This window comes from Vreelandella alkaliphila (assembly GCF_016107625.1).
In the GTDB taxonomy this organism is placed as follows: Bacteria; Pseudomonadota; Gammaproteobacteria; order Pseudomonadales; family Halomonadaceae; genus Vreelandella; species Vreelandella alkaliphila.
In genome coordinates, this window is record NZ_JABASV010000006.1 from 239,040 (window position 1) to 254,255 (window position 15,216).

Below are 15,216 nucleotides of genomic sequence, written 5' to 3' on the forward strand. Positions count from 1 at the left end.
TAGCAAGGCGTAGCCCGCCCTTACCATTTGCCGTAGGTGCCCTCTTTTAAGGCATCAAACAGGTTGGCGGCGTTATGCTCTTCACCGTCGTAGACCACCGTTTCATCGCCGGCCAGTTCTAAGGTCTCGCCATTTTCCAGCTCAAACACGTAGGTGGTGTTTTTTAAATCATCTTCACGTACCAGAACGCCCTGAAACGCTTCTGGGTTGAAGCGGAATGTAGTGCAGCCTTTAAGGCGGCTCTCATACGCCTGTAGGTAGAGATCCTGGAATTTCTCAAACGGGAACTCTGTCGGCACGTTAACCGTTTTAGAGATTGCCGAGTCGATCCACTGCTGAGCGGCCGCCTGCACGGCCACATGCTGCTCAGGCGACACGGAGTCTGCGGTAATAAAGTAGTCGGGTAAATCGCTTTCCACCGCATCGGCGGCAATAAAGTGACGATAAGCGGCTAACTCGAACGAGACAACTTCAACCTGCTCTTTGGTTTTCTTACCCGATTGAATGATATTGCGGAAATAACGGTGCGAGAATGAGGGTTCAATGCCGTTGGAGGCGTTATTCCCCATCGACAGCGAAATCGTGCCAGTGGGCGCAATAGAGCTATGGTGGGTGAACCGTGCACCATGTTCCGCCAACTGTGTGACCAACTCAGGATCGAGCTCAGCCACTTTCGCCATATACTGGCTATAGCGGGCATGTAGAATACGTCCTGGTACTTTATCACCCACTTCATAACCATCGGCAGCGAGTTGGGGGCGCTCACGCATCATTTTCGGTGTAATCGTATGCTCTTGCTCAAGCACAGGCGCCATGCCTTTCTCTTTAGACAGCTCTAGCGCTTGCTTCCAGCCTTCCAGCGCGAGGTGGCGGCTAACTTCTTCGGTAAAGGCCAGCGACGCTTGAGAGCCATAGGGAATTTTAAGCATGGTCATCGTTGAACCAAGCCCCAAAAAGCCCATGCCGTGGCGGCGCTTGGCTTCAATCTCACGCTGTTGCTGCGGCAGTGGCAAGCCAGCAATTTCCACTACGTTATCGAGCATGCGAGTGAAGATCGCTACCACCTTGCGATAGCGTTCCCAATCAAAGCGTGGCTTGTCGCTAAACGGCTCAATCACAAACTTGGTCAAGTTGACCGATCCCAGCAGACAAGCACCTTCTGGCGGCAGCGGCTGCTCACCACACGGGTTGGTCGCCCGGATATCTTCGCAGAACCAGTTGTTGTTCATGCGATTGACTTGATCAATCAGAATAAACCCAGGTTCAGCGTAGTCATAGGTCGAGGACATAATGGTGTCCCACAGCTCGCGCGCTTTAATGACTTCAACGACACGGCAAGCCACGCGGCCTTCATCATCGACCGTATAGCCTTCTTCAATGACGGGCCAGTCGCGATAAATCAAATCGCCCGCTTTTACATCGTCTTTTTCACCAGGGTGCAATGGAAACGCCAGCGGCCAGTCGGCGTTGTGCTTCACTGCTTCCATAAATTCGTCGGTAATCAACAGGCTCAGGTTGAACTGGCGCAGACGACCGGCTTCTCGCTTAGCTTGGATAAACTCACGAACATCAGGATGACCAACGTCGAAGGTGCCCATCTGAGCACCTCGGCGACCACCTGCGGATGCCACGGTGAAACACATCTTGTCGTAGATATCCATAAACGCCAGCGGCCCGTTAGTGCCAGCACCAGCGCCAAACACAAACGCTCCCTTATGGCGCAGCGTCGAAAAGTCGTAGCCAATACCGGCGCCAGACTTCAACGTCATGCCAGCATCAACGACGGAGTCGAGAATATCGCGCATAGAATCACGAATAGTGCGCGAAACTGTGCAGTTAATCAGGCTGACCGCAGGTTTGTAGGCTTCAGCGCCCGCATTGGAAAGGATTCGTCCGGCAGGAATAGCGCCGTTTTCTAACGCCCAGCGGAATTTTGGCAGCCATTCGTTAGCATTGTCACCTTCAACCGCCGCTAACGCTCGTGCGACACGCTCGAAGGTAGCACCCACATCCTGGTCAACAGGTTGGCTATGGCGATCTTTTAACCGATATTTAGCATCCCAGATATCTTTTGAGGGAACCTGTAGTGGGACGTCATTCGAAGTCTTCATAGCCTTTGCTGCGGTGCTCATGTCGCGAAACTCCTTCACAACGGGGTGAAATTAGCGCTCAAAACGGTGCGATTATACGTTCTGCGGTTATGAAGTATAGACTTGACTTTACACTATATGCGGCATTTTTCTTGTTAAAGACTACTACATATAGAAAAATCAGCGCGTTACCTTTTGCTTATCGTCAACAAACGATAGGCTAATGTTTTTCTTGTGCGATGCCACCCTTATGCCTACTTTAAAGCCTTTTGCGTTAGCGACCTTCAGCGCCATACTTTCCAGCACTGCGCTGCCTAGCATGGCAGCAACGTTCAATATTGATGCCGCGCAATCACACAATCATTGGCAGTCAATGGCGCTAACATTAGGCAGTGAGCAACACTTTCGTGCTGTGGAAACCCATAGCTATTCGGATGCCACCTTGAGTTTGAACGCGACTCAGGGTGTTTGCGACTTACCGTGGCTGGAAATGCGGGTCACGTTGGCTGAGCAACAAGGCGAAAGTCGCGCGGTTAACTTAGTGCCTACCAGGATCCGAGTGGATGACACACCGATCATCGATACCATGGCCGAGTTTATTACCGAGCGAGGCGATGATGGGTTTTATGCGCACTTCTACCTGAGCGACCTGCAAACATTAATGGCGCAAATGAGCCAGGGAGAACAGCTGTTTATCGGTTTCGATCAACAAGATAGTGAGCCTTGGTATATGACCTTTAGTCTTGATGGTGCTGATGACGCCATAGCGAGAATACAGCGCTTATGCGGCCGCGCCGACGACCAATGATGCCGCGTATCACTGCACGCTTTTTTCGGCGATTTCAACGCGGTTACGCCCATTACGTTTAGCTCGGTACATCGCAGCATCGGCCCGGGCGATAATGGTTTTGCAGCTATCATCGGGCTGCCATACTGCGACACCAATGCTGACCGTTATCGCTTGGCCCAAGCCCTTCACCTGTAGCGTTGCCACTAAACCACGCAAGCGTTCAGCAAGCCCTTCAGCGGCCTCCATACTGGAGTGGGTCGCCAATACCACAAACTCTTCCCCTCCCCAGCGCCCCAAATGATCACAGCCCCGCAGTGAGCTTTCCACCATGCGTGCTAGCGAAATCAGCACATCATCGCCCACGCTATGGCCGAGGGTGTCATTGATCTGTTTAAAATAGTCGACGTCAAATAACAACAGCGCGAAAGCCGCCCCATAGCGTTTTGCTGCTACCAGCTCTGCATCAATAGCCTGCTCGATGCGGTAGCGGTTCCACACCTGAGTAAGTGGGTCAAAATGTGCCAACTGTTCTAACCGTTGATTCGCTTCTGCCAGCGCTTTACGCTCGCGCTCCAGGTGCATATTGAGCGTGCTGATCTCATAAGCCGAAATGGCCAGCGTCAAATCTTCCCCCAGATCAATCGCGGCTAGCCGCTCAACCCGTTGCCAGGCTTCGCTTTTTCCTGTGACCTCCTCGCACCACGCGTCAGAAGGCGACATCATCATAGGCGGTAGTGATGCAGAAGAGGGCTGCATCGCCCAGTAGAGCGTCTCCACTTGTTCAGGGCGAAAAAACATCAGCCAGCCGCGCTGAACAGGGTTAGTAGGCAGCGGCACGGCGAGCACACCACTCTGCTCTAACATGTCTAAAGAGGACGTTAGCGGCTCTTTGGCTGTCTCTTGGGTACACCATGGCCCACTATGGATATGGGCTTTTTCAATTCGTGTGACCAACTGGCTGATCGTTTCTGGCTTGGGCGTATTGCCTGATTGATAGATACTGCCTTTCACCCATAACACAACGCCATTGGCACGAAAGAGCGACTTCCATGTCTCGGCATGCTCCGTAAACAGCTGATAAGGCCCCTGAGGCTTTAAGCGATTATTGCTTGAAAGCACCAGGCTATCTTGTACACGCTGCAAATAGCGCGCTTCTTGGCGAGCTCTCAGCAGTAACAGCCGCTGCGTAGCCATTTGCACCAAGGTACGTACCGCATCTCGTACGGGCGGCGCTACAGGGTAAGCCGCTGCCGAGTGGCAGAATAGCAGCCCCCAAAGGCCGGTATCTCCCTGCATCGCCACGCTTAGTGCACCGCGTACGCCAAGTCGTTGTAAGTACTGTTGCCGCTCAGGGGCCGGAGCGCGCAAGAAGCAATCACTTACATCTACCGCCACACTCGTCGGCAGTAAGTGCTCACAGGGTGCTGCGACATCCTGGATCAGCCGCACCGGATGGCGCTCATAGGCGCGCCGTAGTGCGATAGGGAAGTCCTTGGCGGGAAAGCGTTGCCCTAACAAGGCAGGTAAACGAACTACCGGCAACTCGGTATCGGGCTGAACGCGCCCCTTAGCTAACGACTCGGCCACGATTAACCCATGCCAATCACTATCGAAATGGCATACAGATACCCGGTCATGCCCGGTTAATTCTTGAACGGCTATCACCAGATAATCAAGCAGTTCTTCTTGATGTGTCGCTTCCGCTAAACGCATCAGGCGTTCGTTCACCGTGCCAAGTAGACGCTGCTTACCGAGGGTATGAAGGGGCTCTATCTCAACTAACACATGCGCACCGGCACGGTAAGCATGTAACTGGAAACGGTTTGATCGAGCGGGACACTTAAAGGTGAGCGGCCCCGGCAAACGCTGCTGACCTTGTAGCTCGTAGCGTACGCGCTGGCTTAAGCGCTTGCCTAGAACGCTGGAGAGCGTTGGGAGACACCCCTCACGAAGGCTTATTCTCAGCAATTCAACAAAGTTGCTACTAAACGCCTGTATGCGCCGGCAGTCAGCATCGAGCACCAGTAATGCACCGAACGACTGTAGTAGCGAGTGATGCTTCAACACAGAGATGGCCTCAAGAAATCTCTTTACCCCTCAGTCTGCTGCCTTAGCAACAGTTCAACGCGCCGGTTGGCAGATCTACCTTCCGGTGTTGCGTTACTTTCCATGGGTTGGGTATCGGCGTAACCGACTGCCCGCATACGTGAAATAGCAACTCCCTGGCGCTCAAGATGCCGGACCACCGCAATGGCGCGCCCTACCGAGAGATCCCAATTTGAGGGGAAGCGAGAGGTAGCAATGGGAACATTATCCGTATGCCCTTCTACTGAAATTTGACCCTCAAAGGATGCTAACACTGCCAGAAGGCTTTCTAACACATCTTGCCCCTGGGGCGTTAGTACGGCGTCACCGCTAGGGAAAAGCAAGCTGTCGTCGATACGCAGCGTAACACCTTCTTCACCTTGAGAGACACTAACCCCTGGGATATTAAGCTCCGTCATTCGCGGCTTTAGCCCGCTGTGACGTGGATGAATACCGGTTGCTAAGCTGGCCAACGGAAGCGAGGTGATAGCACTTGCAGAACGCATTCTATCGCGATCAAAGGCTTCCCCTCCCCCCGGCGGGGTCAATGCAAGCAGTAAGACAAACAGCGTGATTAACAGCGTTAATACGTCTAAATAGCTCGTTAGCCAACCTTCATCGCCCTCCCCTGACACAGTGGGCAATTCCAGTGCGTGCCGTGAATCACGATCTAGCATAGCGCTATCCTTTTGCCGCAGAACTAACTGTTGGCCGCGGTTTTACAGAGGCATCACGGATCTCGTCATGATAATTAGCCACAAAGGAGTTGAGCGTTTCTTCAATAAAAGAAGGCAGCCGCCGTTTAGTAATTAGCGAAATGCCCTCCAGCACCATGTTCATGGTGATAAGTCGCTCTTCCGTGCGCCGCTCTAGCTTGACGGCAATCGGTTTGAACACCAGGTTGGCGAGCAGAATACCGTAGAACGTTGTCAGCAGAGCCACCGCCATGCGCGGGCCAATAACGTCAAGGTCACCTGCATCCATCACTTCCAGCATATTGACCAGCCCCACCAAGGTGCCAATCATGCCAAACGCGGGCGCATAGGTGGCCATGGTACGAAATATCTGCGCCTCAGCATGCTCCCGCGCCTTTAATCGTGCGATTCGCCAGCGCAGCATATCGAAAATTTCGTCCTCTTTCGTGTTAGCAATCACCAGTTGAATCCCGGTGCGCAAAAAGGGGTTACGGGTATGCTCTAGCTCCTTCTCAACCGCCCTGACATCGCCTTTAAACCACAGCCGTGCCATGGAAACCAGTTCGTTGATATCATCTCGCACATAGGTGTTTTCACGCCGAAACACCAACCCCACCAGCCGCACCACGCGTAGCACTTCTTTCAGCGGATAACTAATAAAGGTAGCCGCCAAGGTGCCCGTCACCACAATGGCTAGCCCCGGCAAGTTGATAAAGCTTTCTGGCGACTCTGCAGTAAAAAACAGCACGCTTACCAGCAAAAGCATGCTGGCAAAAATACCGATCAGCGTAGATGGGTTCATCAACGGCTCCTCGCCGGTTATTCGTGATTGATAGTAGCGTTAGGTGGTGTCATATAAGCGAGCGCGAAGCCTGCTAATCGCTTGGCTGTGAAGCTGGGAGACACGGGATTCAGTCACACCCAGCACCGCCCCGACTTCTTTAAGGTTCAGCTCTTCTTGGTAATACAACGCCATCAGTAGTTTTTCACGTTCAGGTAAGGCATCGATCGCATCAATTAACGACTGACGCTGCTGTTTATCTAACAACTGTTCGAAGGGCAGGTTAGTGGCTTCCTCTTTCGCAGACTCGGCCCCTTCGGCCACCAGCTCTTCAAAGGGCAACAACTGGCCACTGTTCGTATCGTTGAGCAATTGCTGATACTCACTAAGCGGCATATCCAGGTCACGCGCGATTTCACCCTCTTCCGGCGGGCGCCCTAACTGCTGCTCAAGACGACGCACCGCATCATCCACAGCTCTGGCAGAGCGGCGTACACTACGCGGCAACCAGTCACGTGTTCGCAGCTCATCCATCATGGCACCCCGAATACGCTGACTTGCAAACGTGGCGAACGTTGCCCCCTGGGTCGCATCAAAACGCCCTAGTGCCTCTAATAAGCCCACCATGCCGGCTTGAATAAGATCATCCAACTCAATACTTGCGGGTAGTCTTACCTGCAGCGTTAAGGCCTGACGTCTTACCAGTGGCATGTATTGGGTTAACAGCTCGCTCTGTTTAATCCTGCCTTGTGCTGTATACATCCTCGTGCCTCACGGCTGAACTCTGTTCACTGGTAATTCACAATCACTTGCAGTTCCTGCACCCGTACCGGGCGCTGGCCTGGCGTCAACGCAAAACGAAAGTACAGCGGCCCACTGACCTGTTTACCGGCTAACGCAGTGGTTGAACCTCGCATAGCAGTCAAAGGAACACACTGCTCAGGGTGGCATAGCCACGCATTAACCGGCGCATTAACCGGCATTTGAAAACGCCAATGAATACGCTCTATCGCAGCATGCTCTACCTGCGCCCCTGCCGGTGGTTGAATGGGCTGGCTGCTGACAGCTCGGTCACTCATCGCGACCAGTACGCTAGGCACCTCACTACTCCAACTGCCCGTAGCGGCATAAACACTCATGGTGATGGCGCTTAGCGCCACCATCAACACGGTTTTGAAGTTATCAACCTTGAAGCTAGCGATCTCAAAATAGTCCATTATGTTAAAACTATGTGCGTAACTATCGTGTTGTAATAACGCTTCTTGAAACCAGCGAGAATAGACATTGTTATTCCTTATAGGGGCGCTTGATAGCCACTGTTAAAGCACGGCCACATGGCGTCAGGCTAGCGTCATCGCGCCAGCAGTAAAAGCTCTATATCCAAGTAATAGCTGGCTGCTTCGCGCAGGTTATCGAGCAGACCTCTGCGCGGCAAGTTTGGCTCGTGCAGTGCTAACAGCTGCCTAGGGCCACCGTTCTCCTGCACTTGCCGAAGCGAGCGATACATCTGTGCGAAAGCATCGGCATCGCTATTAATCCATAGCGCCCAACGCGGAAAGCGCTCTTTCAGTTGGCCAAGATTAGCGGCATCCGCATTGACGATGTGAATATCCCAATCATCCGGGTCGCCAGCCCAACGTCGCCCCAGCACAGACCATTGGGCTAGGCGCCCTTTTACTCTTGCCACCTGCTGATCGCCACCGTTAGGCATACCGATCACGATAAGCGGCTTTTGCGGCACCGAGGGCGGTGCAGTGGTTTGCGTTTGGGCAGCAGTTGGCGGCACCGTCAAAGAGTCGGTCATAGCGGTCAGTGACTCAGCCGTAAGTTCGTCTCCCGTGGGGTCACTTTCAACTGACTCTGCTTGGCGCTGCTGGCGCTGTAAATCTGCCCACTTGCGCAGGCCCGCTGCCTGATCCTGGGCACTCATACCAGCCCCTCACGGCTAACGCTGCTGAGTTGACGAATGGCGTCACGGGCCATAAACGCGTGAACAAGCGCATCTAGCATCGCCGTGTCGCGCCGCTTACGCGTGGTGCCCAATAACCTTAGCAAATCGGAACGCAGTGCTATCGCAGCGTCATCATTGGCGATATCTAAGTGTCCCGCTGCTGCGGCGATACCGCTGGCCATCAATAAGCGAACCTCCGTGCTTACTTCGCCATCATCCGCATCTTTCAACTGCTGCCAAGCGCGTTTGGTTAGGCTAGACACCCCTTCGCTTTGCAGTTGGATAACCAGAAGCGAACGCACATCTGCACCTAATCGGGCAGGCGTTAACCAGTAGCGGCGCGCGATGCGTTTGCCATTTTCTGGATCGCGAACTTCACCAACCCATGCCAACAGCGGTGTACCAGCGGCGTCCTCTACAGCAATATGGGTATGCCACAGCTGCACTGTTTGCCCACGAAAACGCAGATCAGTGTGATCTGTGAGCGGGCTATCTGTGAACAGCTGGCGCAGGACATAACGCTCGCCCTGACAGTATACCCGCTGAGTGGCAGCTACTAGCGTGATCCAGGTCAAGTGTTGGGCTTCTAGCCACGCTAACGTGGCGGGGTCGGGAAATACGGGGAGCAGATGTACGGCGGCCCCCAGCGTTTCGCCCTGGCGCAGCAGCCGTGATTGCCAGCCTGCGGGCTGACGGTGCTGTAGGCTGGTTAGCGCTAGCCAACCGCCATCGGCGTCTAGCCCAAGATCGGGCATCGACCAGTCACAGCCTCGCTCATTACGGCGGGGAGACCATGCCATGCCCAGCCCCTTATCCGCGCAGGGCTCGCTAGCCAGTAGTGCATCCAAGCGTCTGTCTTGCACCACGCCCGGTAAAGAGGCGATATCCCATACCGACTCTAACGCTGAAAACCCAATAATCCTTTCACGCAGCCGCGTCAGCACAGAGCTGAGGCGGCGCCCTTGCCCCAGCACGTCTCGCGACCAGCGCGGCAGACTCACCGAGTGAGGCTGCGAAGCGGAGGGCGAAGATCGCCCTTCACGCACTCTTCCCAATGGGGTATTAAGCGCTTGATCGATCAGCGCAGCAGGGTCCGCAACCGCCATATCTTCTGGAACACGTTGCCCGTACGAACCAAATAACACCCGCAAGCCATGGCGTATGACAATATCTAGCACGGGGGCTAACCGGCCAGCTTCGTCCTGCTTGGTAATAATGCAATCATCTAACTCAGCGCCAGCCGCCCGTGCGGCTTGGCGATAGCGCAACACGACCTCTTCCAATGTTTCAGGCTGGCTAGCTGCATTCAACAGCAGCACTAAGCGGACGGACGCTTGCCCACCCTGCAAATGGGCAATTTGCTCAATCACACGCTGGTCACGCTGACTCATACCGACGGTGTCGATAATCACCCACTGTTTACCCTGCAATCGTCCGACCAGCTCATCAATCGGTTGCTCGGCGTCTAAGGCATACATGGGGGTATCAAGCAGGCGGGCATAAATTCGTAGCTGTTCGTGGGCACCAATACGAAAGCTATCAGTGGTGACAAGGGCCACAGGGCGCGTACCGTGGCGCATCACGAAACGTGCTGCTAGTTTCGCAGTGGTGGTGGTTTTCCCCACCCCTGTTGGCCCCACCAGCGCGACAATTCCTGCTTGATCGAAAAAGCCGGTTTCTTCTTTCAGTACGGGTAACCGCGCCATTAGCTGCCCACGAAGCCACTCCATCGCAAGCGCGCTATCGTCATCCGGCTGAGCCAATGACGTCGGCAGCGCCGCCAGCACCTCGTTGCTTAGCTCCTCGCTGAAACCAACGCTAAGCAGGTGCTGGCGCAAACGAAAGATAGGGTCGTCAGTGGTGGCAGAGACGGGCGCATCGGCAGTTGGCTGCCGCTGGGACAGCAGCTCCCGCATCTCTTGCATCTCGCGCAGCAAGCGTTCACTCATTGCCTGCAGCGGATCTGAATCTTGCGCTGAAAAGGCGATTTGGGGAGCTGGGGTAGGTGGAGGTGGCGACGTAGGGGAAGGTTCAAAATGATCGACCGCTTCATCCGCCATCGCCAATATTTCAACCCCACCCTCGGTACGGCGATTGGCGACAATTAAAGCGTCATCACCTAATGTTTCGCGCACTTGGCGCATCACATCGCGGCTGTTTGCTCCAACAAATCGTCTCACGCTCATGCTTTACCTGCGCCTCTTCTTGATGGCTTGGAACGGATGTCCTGCGTCAGTCTCATCCTCGCCCTCCGACTACCGTAGTGACTCGTAACGTACGGTCATCCGGTATTTCTGCTTGAGACATCACCACCAAATGACGCACGCGCCGACGTAAGAAACGTGATAGAACAGCACGCAGCGAATGTTGTACGACCAGCACCGGTGCTTCACCGCTACCTTCATGGCGCTCCAGGGCCTCTTGTGCCTGCGTCATGAGCGTATCAGCAAGCCCGGGCTCCATCGCACCGTTACCATTCATGGCCTGCATAAGCACTTGCTCTAACTGGGCATCGAGTCCCATCACGTTGAGCGTTTCCTGGCCGGCAAACCACTGCTGGGTAATCGCTCGACCCAAGGCAATGCGCACCAGTGCGGTCAGTTCATTAGCATCTTTTTGCTGCCCAGCATGTTCTGCCAGAGTATCTAATACCGTGCGCATATCGCGTATCGAGACATCTTCATCGAGCAGATTCTGCAAAATACGTTGCAACACGGTGAGTGAAATGGCTTTCGGCACCACCTCTTCGACTAGCGACTTTTGATCCTCGCCCAGCTTATCGAGCAGCTTTTGCACTTCTTGCCGCCCCAGCATTTCTGGCGAGTGGCGATGCAGCAGGTGGTTTAAGTGAGTAGCAATGACCGTACTGGCATCCACCACGGTATAGCCGTATACCTGGGCGTGTTCACGCTGATTGGCATCGATCCAGATGGCGGGCAAACCAAAGGCCGGATCTTGGGTGGGCGTTCCCTGCAATTCGCCTGATACCTGACCTGGGTCGATTGCCAGCCATTTGCCCGGCTGTGCATCCGCACGACCAATTTCAGCCCCCTTCATAGAGAGTACGTAGGTATTCGGCGGCAGTTCCAGGTTATCGCGTATATGCACCACGGGCGGTAAGAACCCCACCTCTTGGGCAAACTTCTTGCGCACACTTTTGATCCTAGCCAGCAGCTCCCCTTTCTGGCGGGAGTCCACTAGGGGAATAAGCCGATGCCCCACCTCAAGCCCCAGCGTATCAACCAGTTGCACATCTTCCCAACTGGCTTCCGGTGACTCTTGCTGGGGCAGTGGCGCTGCTGAGATTTCCTCTTTTACCAACGCCTGCTCTTTTTGGCGAATCAAATACCACGCCAAGCCCGCCAGTAGGGCTGTAAAAATAAGAAATACCAGGTTTGGCATCCCAGGCACCATGCCCAGCAGCCCCATCACCATCGCAGAGAGGATCATGACCTGAGGGTTAATAAATAGCTGGCTGATCATTTGCTGACCAACATCCTGGTCAGTGTTGACGCGCGATACAGTGACACCGGCGGCGGTTGAAATCACCAGCGCAGGGATCTGGGCCACAAGACCATCGCCAATAGTTAGCAAGGTATACGTACGAGCGGCATCAGCAAAACCCATATCGTGCTGCATCATACCGATCAATAACCCACCGATGATATTGACCACCATGATGACCAAGCCAGCCATGGCATCACCACGCACAAACTTGCTCGCACCATCCATAGAGCCATAAAAATCTGCTTCCTGGGCGACTTCAGCACGCCGCTTTTTAGCGTCCTCTTCACCAATCAGGCCTGCGTTCAGGTCCGCATCAATCGCCATCTGTTTGCCAGGCATGGCATCTAGCATAAAGCGAGCGCCCACTTCGGCAATACGCCCAGCCCCCTTGGTAATAACCATGAAGTTGATGATCACCAGGATCAAAAAGACCACCAGACCAACGGCAAAATTACCGCCGACCAGGAAGGTACCAAACGCTTCGATGACTTTACCGGCCGCATCCCCGCCTTGGTGGCCTTCCATCAGTACAACACGGGTCGAGGCCACATTAAGCGATAGCCGTAATAGCGTGGTAAACAACAGCACCGCGGGGAAAGCGGCAAAATCGAGTGGCTTTTCCGCAAACATGCTGACCAGCAGCACCATGATGGCCAGTGCGATATTGAACGTGAACAGCAAATCGAGCGCGAAGGGCGGCAAGGGCAGAATCATCATGCCCAAGATCATCAAAATCAGCAGCGGCCCTGCGAGCAGCTTCATGCGCACATCGCCCATCCAATCGCGCTGATTGATCAATTGGGTTAAGCCTTTCATGATTGCGCCTCACTGCCACCGGCATCTCGATTGGAACGTTCCATTTCGGGAGGGACCGATAAATTGTCTGGGGTTGGGGGCACCTCGCCTCCTTGTTGTGCGACCTGCTTCAAGCGGTAAGCCCAGGCCATCACTTCAGCCACTGCGGTATACAGTTCCGCAGGCACTTCAGCGTCTAAATCCACGTGATGATACAGGGCGCGCGCCAAGGGAGCGGCCTCCAATCGCGGCACACCGGCTTCCAGGCCTATTTCGCGGATACGTGCGGCCACTGCATCGGCCCCTTTGGCTACTAGCCGCGGGGCGCCCATGCTACCTTCCTTGTACGCCAGGGCCACCGCATAGTGGGTTGGGTTGGTGATAATGACGTCGGCGTCAGGCACTTTACTCATCATCCGCCCTCTGGCCATTGCTTGCTGCTGCTGGCGAATACGCCCCTTGACGTGGGGGTCGCCTTCCGACTCTTTATGCTCTCGCTTAACCTCTTCCTTGCTCATACGCAGCTTTTTCGCATTACTCCAAAGCTGAAAAGGCACATCAATTAAGATAACCACCACTAGCGATAAAACGATCAGACCAGCGGCTAGCGCCGACATATTCAATGCGCTTGCCAATGCTTGTTGAATGGGCTGATTCATTAGCCCCATAAACTTACCAAGGTTGGCGTACAGAAACGCCGCTGCAATGCCACCGACCAGGATTGATTTGGCAATCGCTTTGGTTAATTCAATCAATGCCTGCGACGAAAAAATACGCTGCAACCCTTTTATTGGGTTTAGCTTTGACAGTTTGGGCTGCATTGATTTTGCTGAGACTAGCCATCCCCCTAGTAATGCGGGTGCGACCAGGGCGATCACCGTCAACAGTAAGAACAGCGGCAGCATTGCAAATAGTGTGCGCTGCCCCAGATCCAGCGCATTGACCAGCATCGGGGTACTTTCCATGGCATGACGGCGCTCGAATAAGAAGGCCTGCTCCATCACCATGCCCAACTGGTCATAGAGCATTTGCCCCATGCTCCACAGCCCGATCACACCGCCTAATAACAGCAAAAAGGTCGCCAGTTCTCGAGACCGGGGTACTTGGCCTTCTTCCCGGGCTTTGTCTAAGCGTCGGGGTGTGGCCTCTTCCGTCTTTTCCTGATCGCTGTCGTTATCTGCCATGCGGCCATCCGGCGGTATATTGCGTGGCTTATCATAAATTCAGCCGCCCCGAGGGACGGCTGAACAAATGCCTATAGTGCCAGATACTGCCTTTCACAATGTCTTAATAACAACGCATTAAAAGCCTAATTCGTCCAATAAGTCGTCGACCTGATCCTGACCAGTAACGATGTCAGGCGCATTGTCCTTCACCTGAGGACCATTCAACAGCTCTTCATTACGACGTGCGTTGTCATTTTTCCATTGGTCTTCTGCCTTACGCTGCATCGACTCACGGACATGGGCACCCGGCACGTTATCGATCAGCACTTGCACCAACTGATGCTCAATTTCTCGGATGACATCCATCATCTTCTTGATGACCTGGCCGGTAAGATCTTGAAAATCCTGGGCCATCATAATATCGAGCAGTTCTTTATTTGTCGCTGCAGCAATGGTTGGCACATCACTTAGATAGGTGCGTGTCTCTTTTACCAAGGCTTTGGCATCATCCAACTCTTGGGGCGCTTCAAACCACTCGGCCCAGCGCTTATCGAGCGCTTCAGCACGGTCAGAGAGTTGGTCTTGCAATGGCTGGGCGCGATCAATAGCGTTTAATGCACGCTCAGCTGCCTGCTCAGTCATGGTAGCGACGTAATGCAACCGGTCACGCGCGTCAGGAATTGCTTCCGCTGCTTTCTCGATCTCTTTGTCCAGACCCAGCTCTCGCATGTTGTCGCGTAACATACGGGTAAGTTTGCCGATGCGAAAGATCAGGTCTTCAGCGGCTTCCTCAGATAGCTGGGTAGCGCTATCCTGCTCATGCTGACTCATCGTGTTGTCTCCTCGTTAACCGAGCACTCAGGCACAGCCGCTTCATTTACCCATCTTATCGAAGATTTTGTTTAGCTTTTCTTCGAGTGTGGCTGCTGTAAACGGCTTGACGACGTAGCCGTTAGCGCCCGCTTGGGCGGCCGCGATGATGTTCTCTTTTTTGGCTTCCGCGGTCACCATCAATACGGGTAGCCCTTTCAGTGCTTCATCCTGGCGGATCTCTTTAAGCATTTCTAAGCCGTCCAGATTAGGCATATTCCAATCAGATACAACGAATTCGAAGTTACCCGCACGCAGCTTATTCAGCGCGTCCTGACCATCTTCTGCTTCATCAACATTGGTAAAACCTAGCTCTTTCAACAAGCTGCGAACGATCCGACGCATGGTGGGAAAGTCGTCCACTACCAGGAAACTCATGTTCTTATCGGCCATTGGTCATCCTCTCAATCAAATTATTTCTAAAATAACGATGCTTAAAAACAGTCCTTAAAGCAGTTCTTAAAACCGTCCTTAAAACCGTCCTTA

13 protein-coding genes are annotated in these 15,216 nt (G+C 53.9%); 1 reads left to right on the forward strand and 12 read right to left on the reverse strand.

What is annotated here, in order from left to right; all coding sequences use genetic code 11:
- Window positions 1–20 precede the first annotated feature (20 nt).
- Window positions 21–2,132: an adenosylcobalamin-dependent ribonucleoside-diphosphate reductase gene (locus JFC11_RS11360; RefSeq protein WP_120385953.1), complete on the reverse strand. Its 2,112-nt coding sequence runs from the start codon at window positions 2,130–2,132 to the stop codon at window positions 21–23.
- A gap of 208 nt (window positions 2,133–2,340) precedes the next feature.
- Here JFC11_RS11360 and JFC11_RS11365 point away from each other — a divergent pair, with 208 nt between their 5' ends.
- Window positions 2,341–2,898, forward strand: coding sequence for a hypothetical protein (locus tag JFC11_RS11365; protein ID WP_038486463.1), 558 nt, complete (start codon window positions 2,341–2,343; stop codon window positions 2,896–2,898).
- 9 nt (window positions 2,899–2,907) lie between these two features.
- Here the strand turns inward: JFC11_RS11365 and JFC11_RS11370 are convergent, their stop codons facing one another.
- From JFC11_RS11370 to cheY, 11 genes are all read right to left on the reverse strand, one after another.
- The gene (locus JFC11_RS11370) at window positions 2,908–4,947 is read right to left on the reverse strand and encodes a sensor domain-containing diguanylate cyclase (protein WP_198349560.1); all 2,040 of its coding nucleotides are present in this window, start codon (window positions 4,945–4,947) and stop codon (window positions 2,908–2,910) included.
- A gap of 23 nt (window positions 4,948–4,970) precedes the next feature.
- Window positions 4,971–5,642 carry an OmpA/MotB family protein gene (locus JFC11_RS11375; protein WP_038480253.1) on the reverse strand — a complete coding sequence of 224 codons (672 nt, stop codon included), beginning with the start codon at window positions 5,640–5,642 and terminating at the stop codon, window positions 4,971–4,973.
- 4 nt (window positions 5,643–5,646) lie between these two features.
- Window positions 5,647–6,462, reverse strand: a complete 816-nt coding sequence (locus JFC11_RS11380) for a motility protein A (RefSeq protein WP_038480250.1) — start codon at window positions 6,460–6,462, stop codon at window positions 5,647–5,649.
- Window positions 6,463–6,501: 39 nt separating this feature from the next.
- Window positions 6,502–7,203: an RNA polymerase sigma factor FliA gene (locus JFC11_RS11385; protein WP_038480247.1), complete on the reverse strand. Its 702-nt coding sequence runs from the start codon at window positions 7,201–7,203 to the stop codon at window positions 6,502–6,504.
- Window positions 7,204–7,229: 26 nt separating this feature from the next.
- Entirely contained in the window at window positions 7,230–7,658 is a 429-nt protein-coding gene (locus JFC11_RS11390; protein WP_232482871.1) for a flagellar protein FlhE, read from the reverse strand.
- A 134-nt stretch (window positions 7,659–7,792) separates the two neighbouring features.
- On the reverse strand, window positions 7,793–8,371 hold the full coding sequence (locus JFC11_RS11395) for a hypothetical protein (RefSeq protein ID WP_038480244.1): 579 nt from the start codon (window positions 8,369–8,371) through the stop codon (window positions 7,793–7,795).
- Complete coding sequence (gene flhF, locus JFC11_RS11400; RefSeq protein WP_198349561.1) at window positions 8,368–10,578, reverse strand: flagellar biosynthesis GTPase FlhF; 2,211 nt, start codon at window positions 10,576–10,578, stop codon at window positions 8,368–8,370. The genes JFC11_RS11395 and flhF overlap by 4 nt, the downstream gene beginning before the upstream one ends.
- Before the next feature lie 52 nt (window positions 10,579–10,630).
- Entirely contained in the window at window positions 10,631–12,715 is a 2,085-nt protein-coding gene (flhA, locus tag JFC11_RS11405) for a flagellar biosynthesis protein FlhA (protein WP_038480238.1), read from the reverse strand.
- A complete protein-coding gene (flhB, locus tag JFC11_RS11410) occupies window positions 12,712–13,878 on the reverse strand; it encodes a flagellar biosynthesis protein FlhB (RefSeq protein ID WP_038480234.1) in 1,167 nt (388 codons plus the stop codon). Before flhB ends, flhA begins: the two co-directional genes overlap by 4 nt.
- Before the next feature lie 117 nt (window positions 13,879–13,995).
- A complete protein-coding gene (gene cheZ, locus JFC11_RS11415; protein WP_038480231.1) occupies window positions 13,996–14,691 on the reverse strand; it encodes a protein phosphatase CheZ in 696 nt (231 codons plus the stop codon).
- A 42-nt stretch (window positions 14,692–14,733) separates the two neighbouring features.
- Window positions 14,734–15,123, reverse strand: a complete 390-nt coding sequence (gene cheY, locus JFC11_RS11420; protein ID WP_009097747.1) for a chemotaxis response regulator CheY — start codon at window positions 15,121–15,123, stop codon at window positions 14,734–14,736.
- Between the last annotated feature and the right edge of the window lie 93 nt (window positions 15,124–15,216).

Excerpts from the sequence above, each read along its gene's own strand:
- JFC11_RS11360 (WP_120385953.1), bottom strand. The coding sequence starts at position 2,132 with ATGAGCACCGCAGCAAAGGCTATGAAGACTTCGAATGACGTCCCACTA.
- JFC11_RS11365 (WP_038486463.1), top strand. The coding sequence starts at position 2,341 with ATGCCTACTTTAAAGCCTTTTGCGTTAGCGACCTTCAGCGCCATACTT.
- JFC11_RS11375 (WP_038480253.1), bottom strand. The coding sequence starts at position 5,642 with ATGCTAGATCGTGATTCACGGCACGCACTGGAATTGCCCACTGTGTCA.
- JFC11_RS11380 (WP_038480250.1), bottom strand. The coding sequence starts at position 6,462 with ATGAACCCATCTACGCTGATCGGTATTTTTGCCAGCATGCTTTTGCTG.
- JFC11_RS11385 (WP_038480247.1), bottom strand. The coding sequence starts at position 7,203 with ATGTATACAGCACAAGGCAGGATTAAACAGAGCGAGCTGTTAACCCAA.
- JFC11_RS11390 (WP_232482871.1), bottom strand. The coding sequence starts at position 7,658 with ATGGACTATTTTGAGATCGCTAGCTTCAAGGTTGATAACTTCAAAACC.
- JFC11_RS11395 (WP_038480244.1), bottom strand. The coding sequence starts at position 8,371 with ATGAGTGCCCAGGATCAGGCAGCGGGCCTGCGCAAGTGGGCAGATTTA.
- flhF (WP_198349561.1), bottom strand. The coding sequence starts at position 10,578 with ATGAGCGTGAGACGATTTGTTGGAGCAAACAGCCGCGATGTGATGCGC.
- flhA (WP_038480238.1), bottom strand. The coding sequence starts at position 12,715 with ATGAAAGGCTTAACCCAATTGATCAATCAGCGCGATTGGATGGGCGAT.
- flhB (WP_038480234.1), bottom strand. The coding sequence starts at position 13,878 with ATGGCAGATAACGACAGCGATCAGGAAAAGACGGAAGAGGCCACACCC.
- cheZ (WP_038480231.1), bottom strand. The coding sequence starts at position 14,691 with ATGAGTCAGCATGAGCAGGATAGCGCTACCCAGCTATCTGAGGAAGCC.
- cheY (WP_009097747.1), bottom strand. The coding sequence starts at position 15,123 with ATGGCCGATAAGAACATGAGTTTCCTGGTAGTGGACGACTTTCCCACC.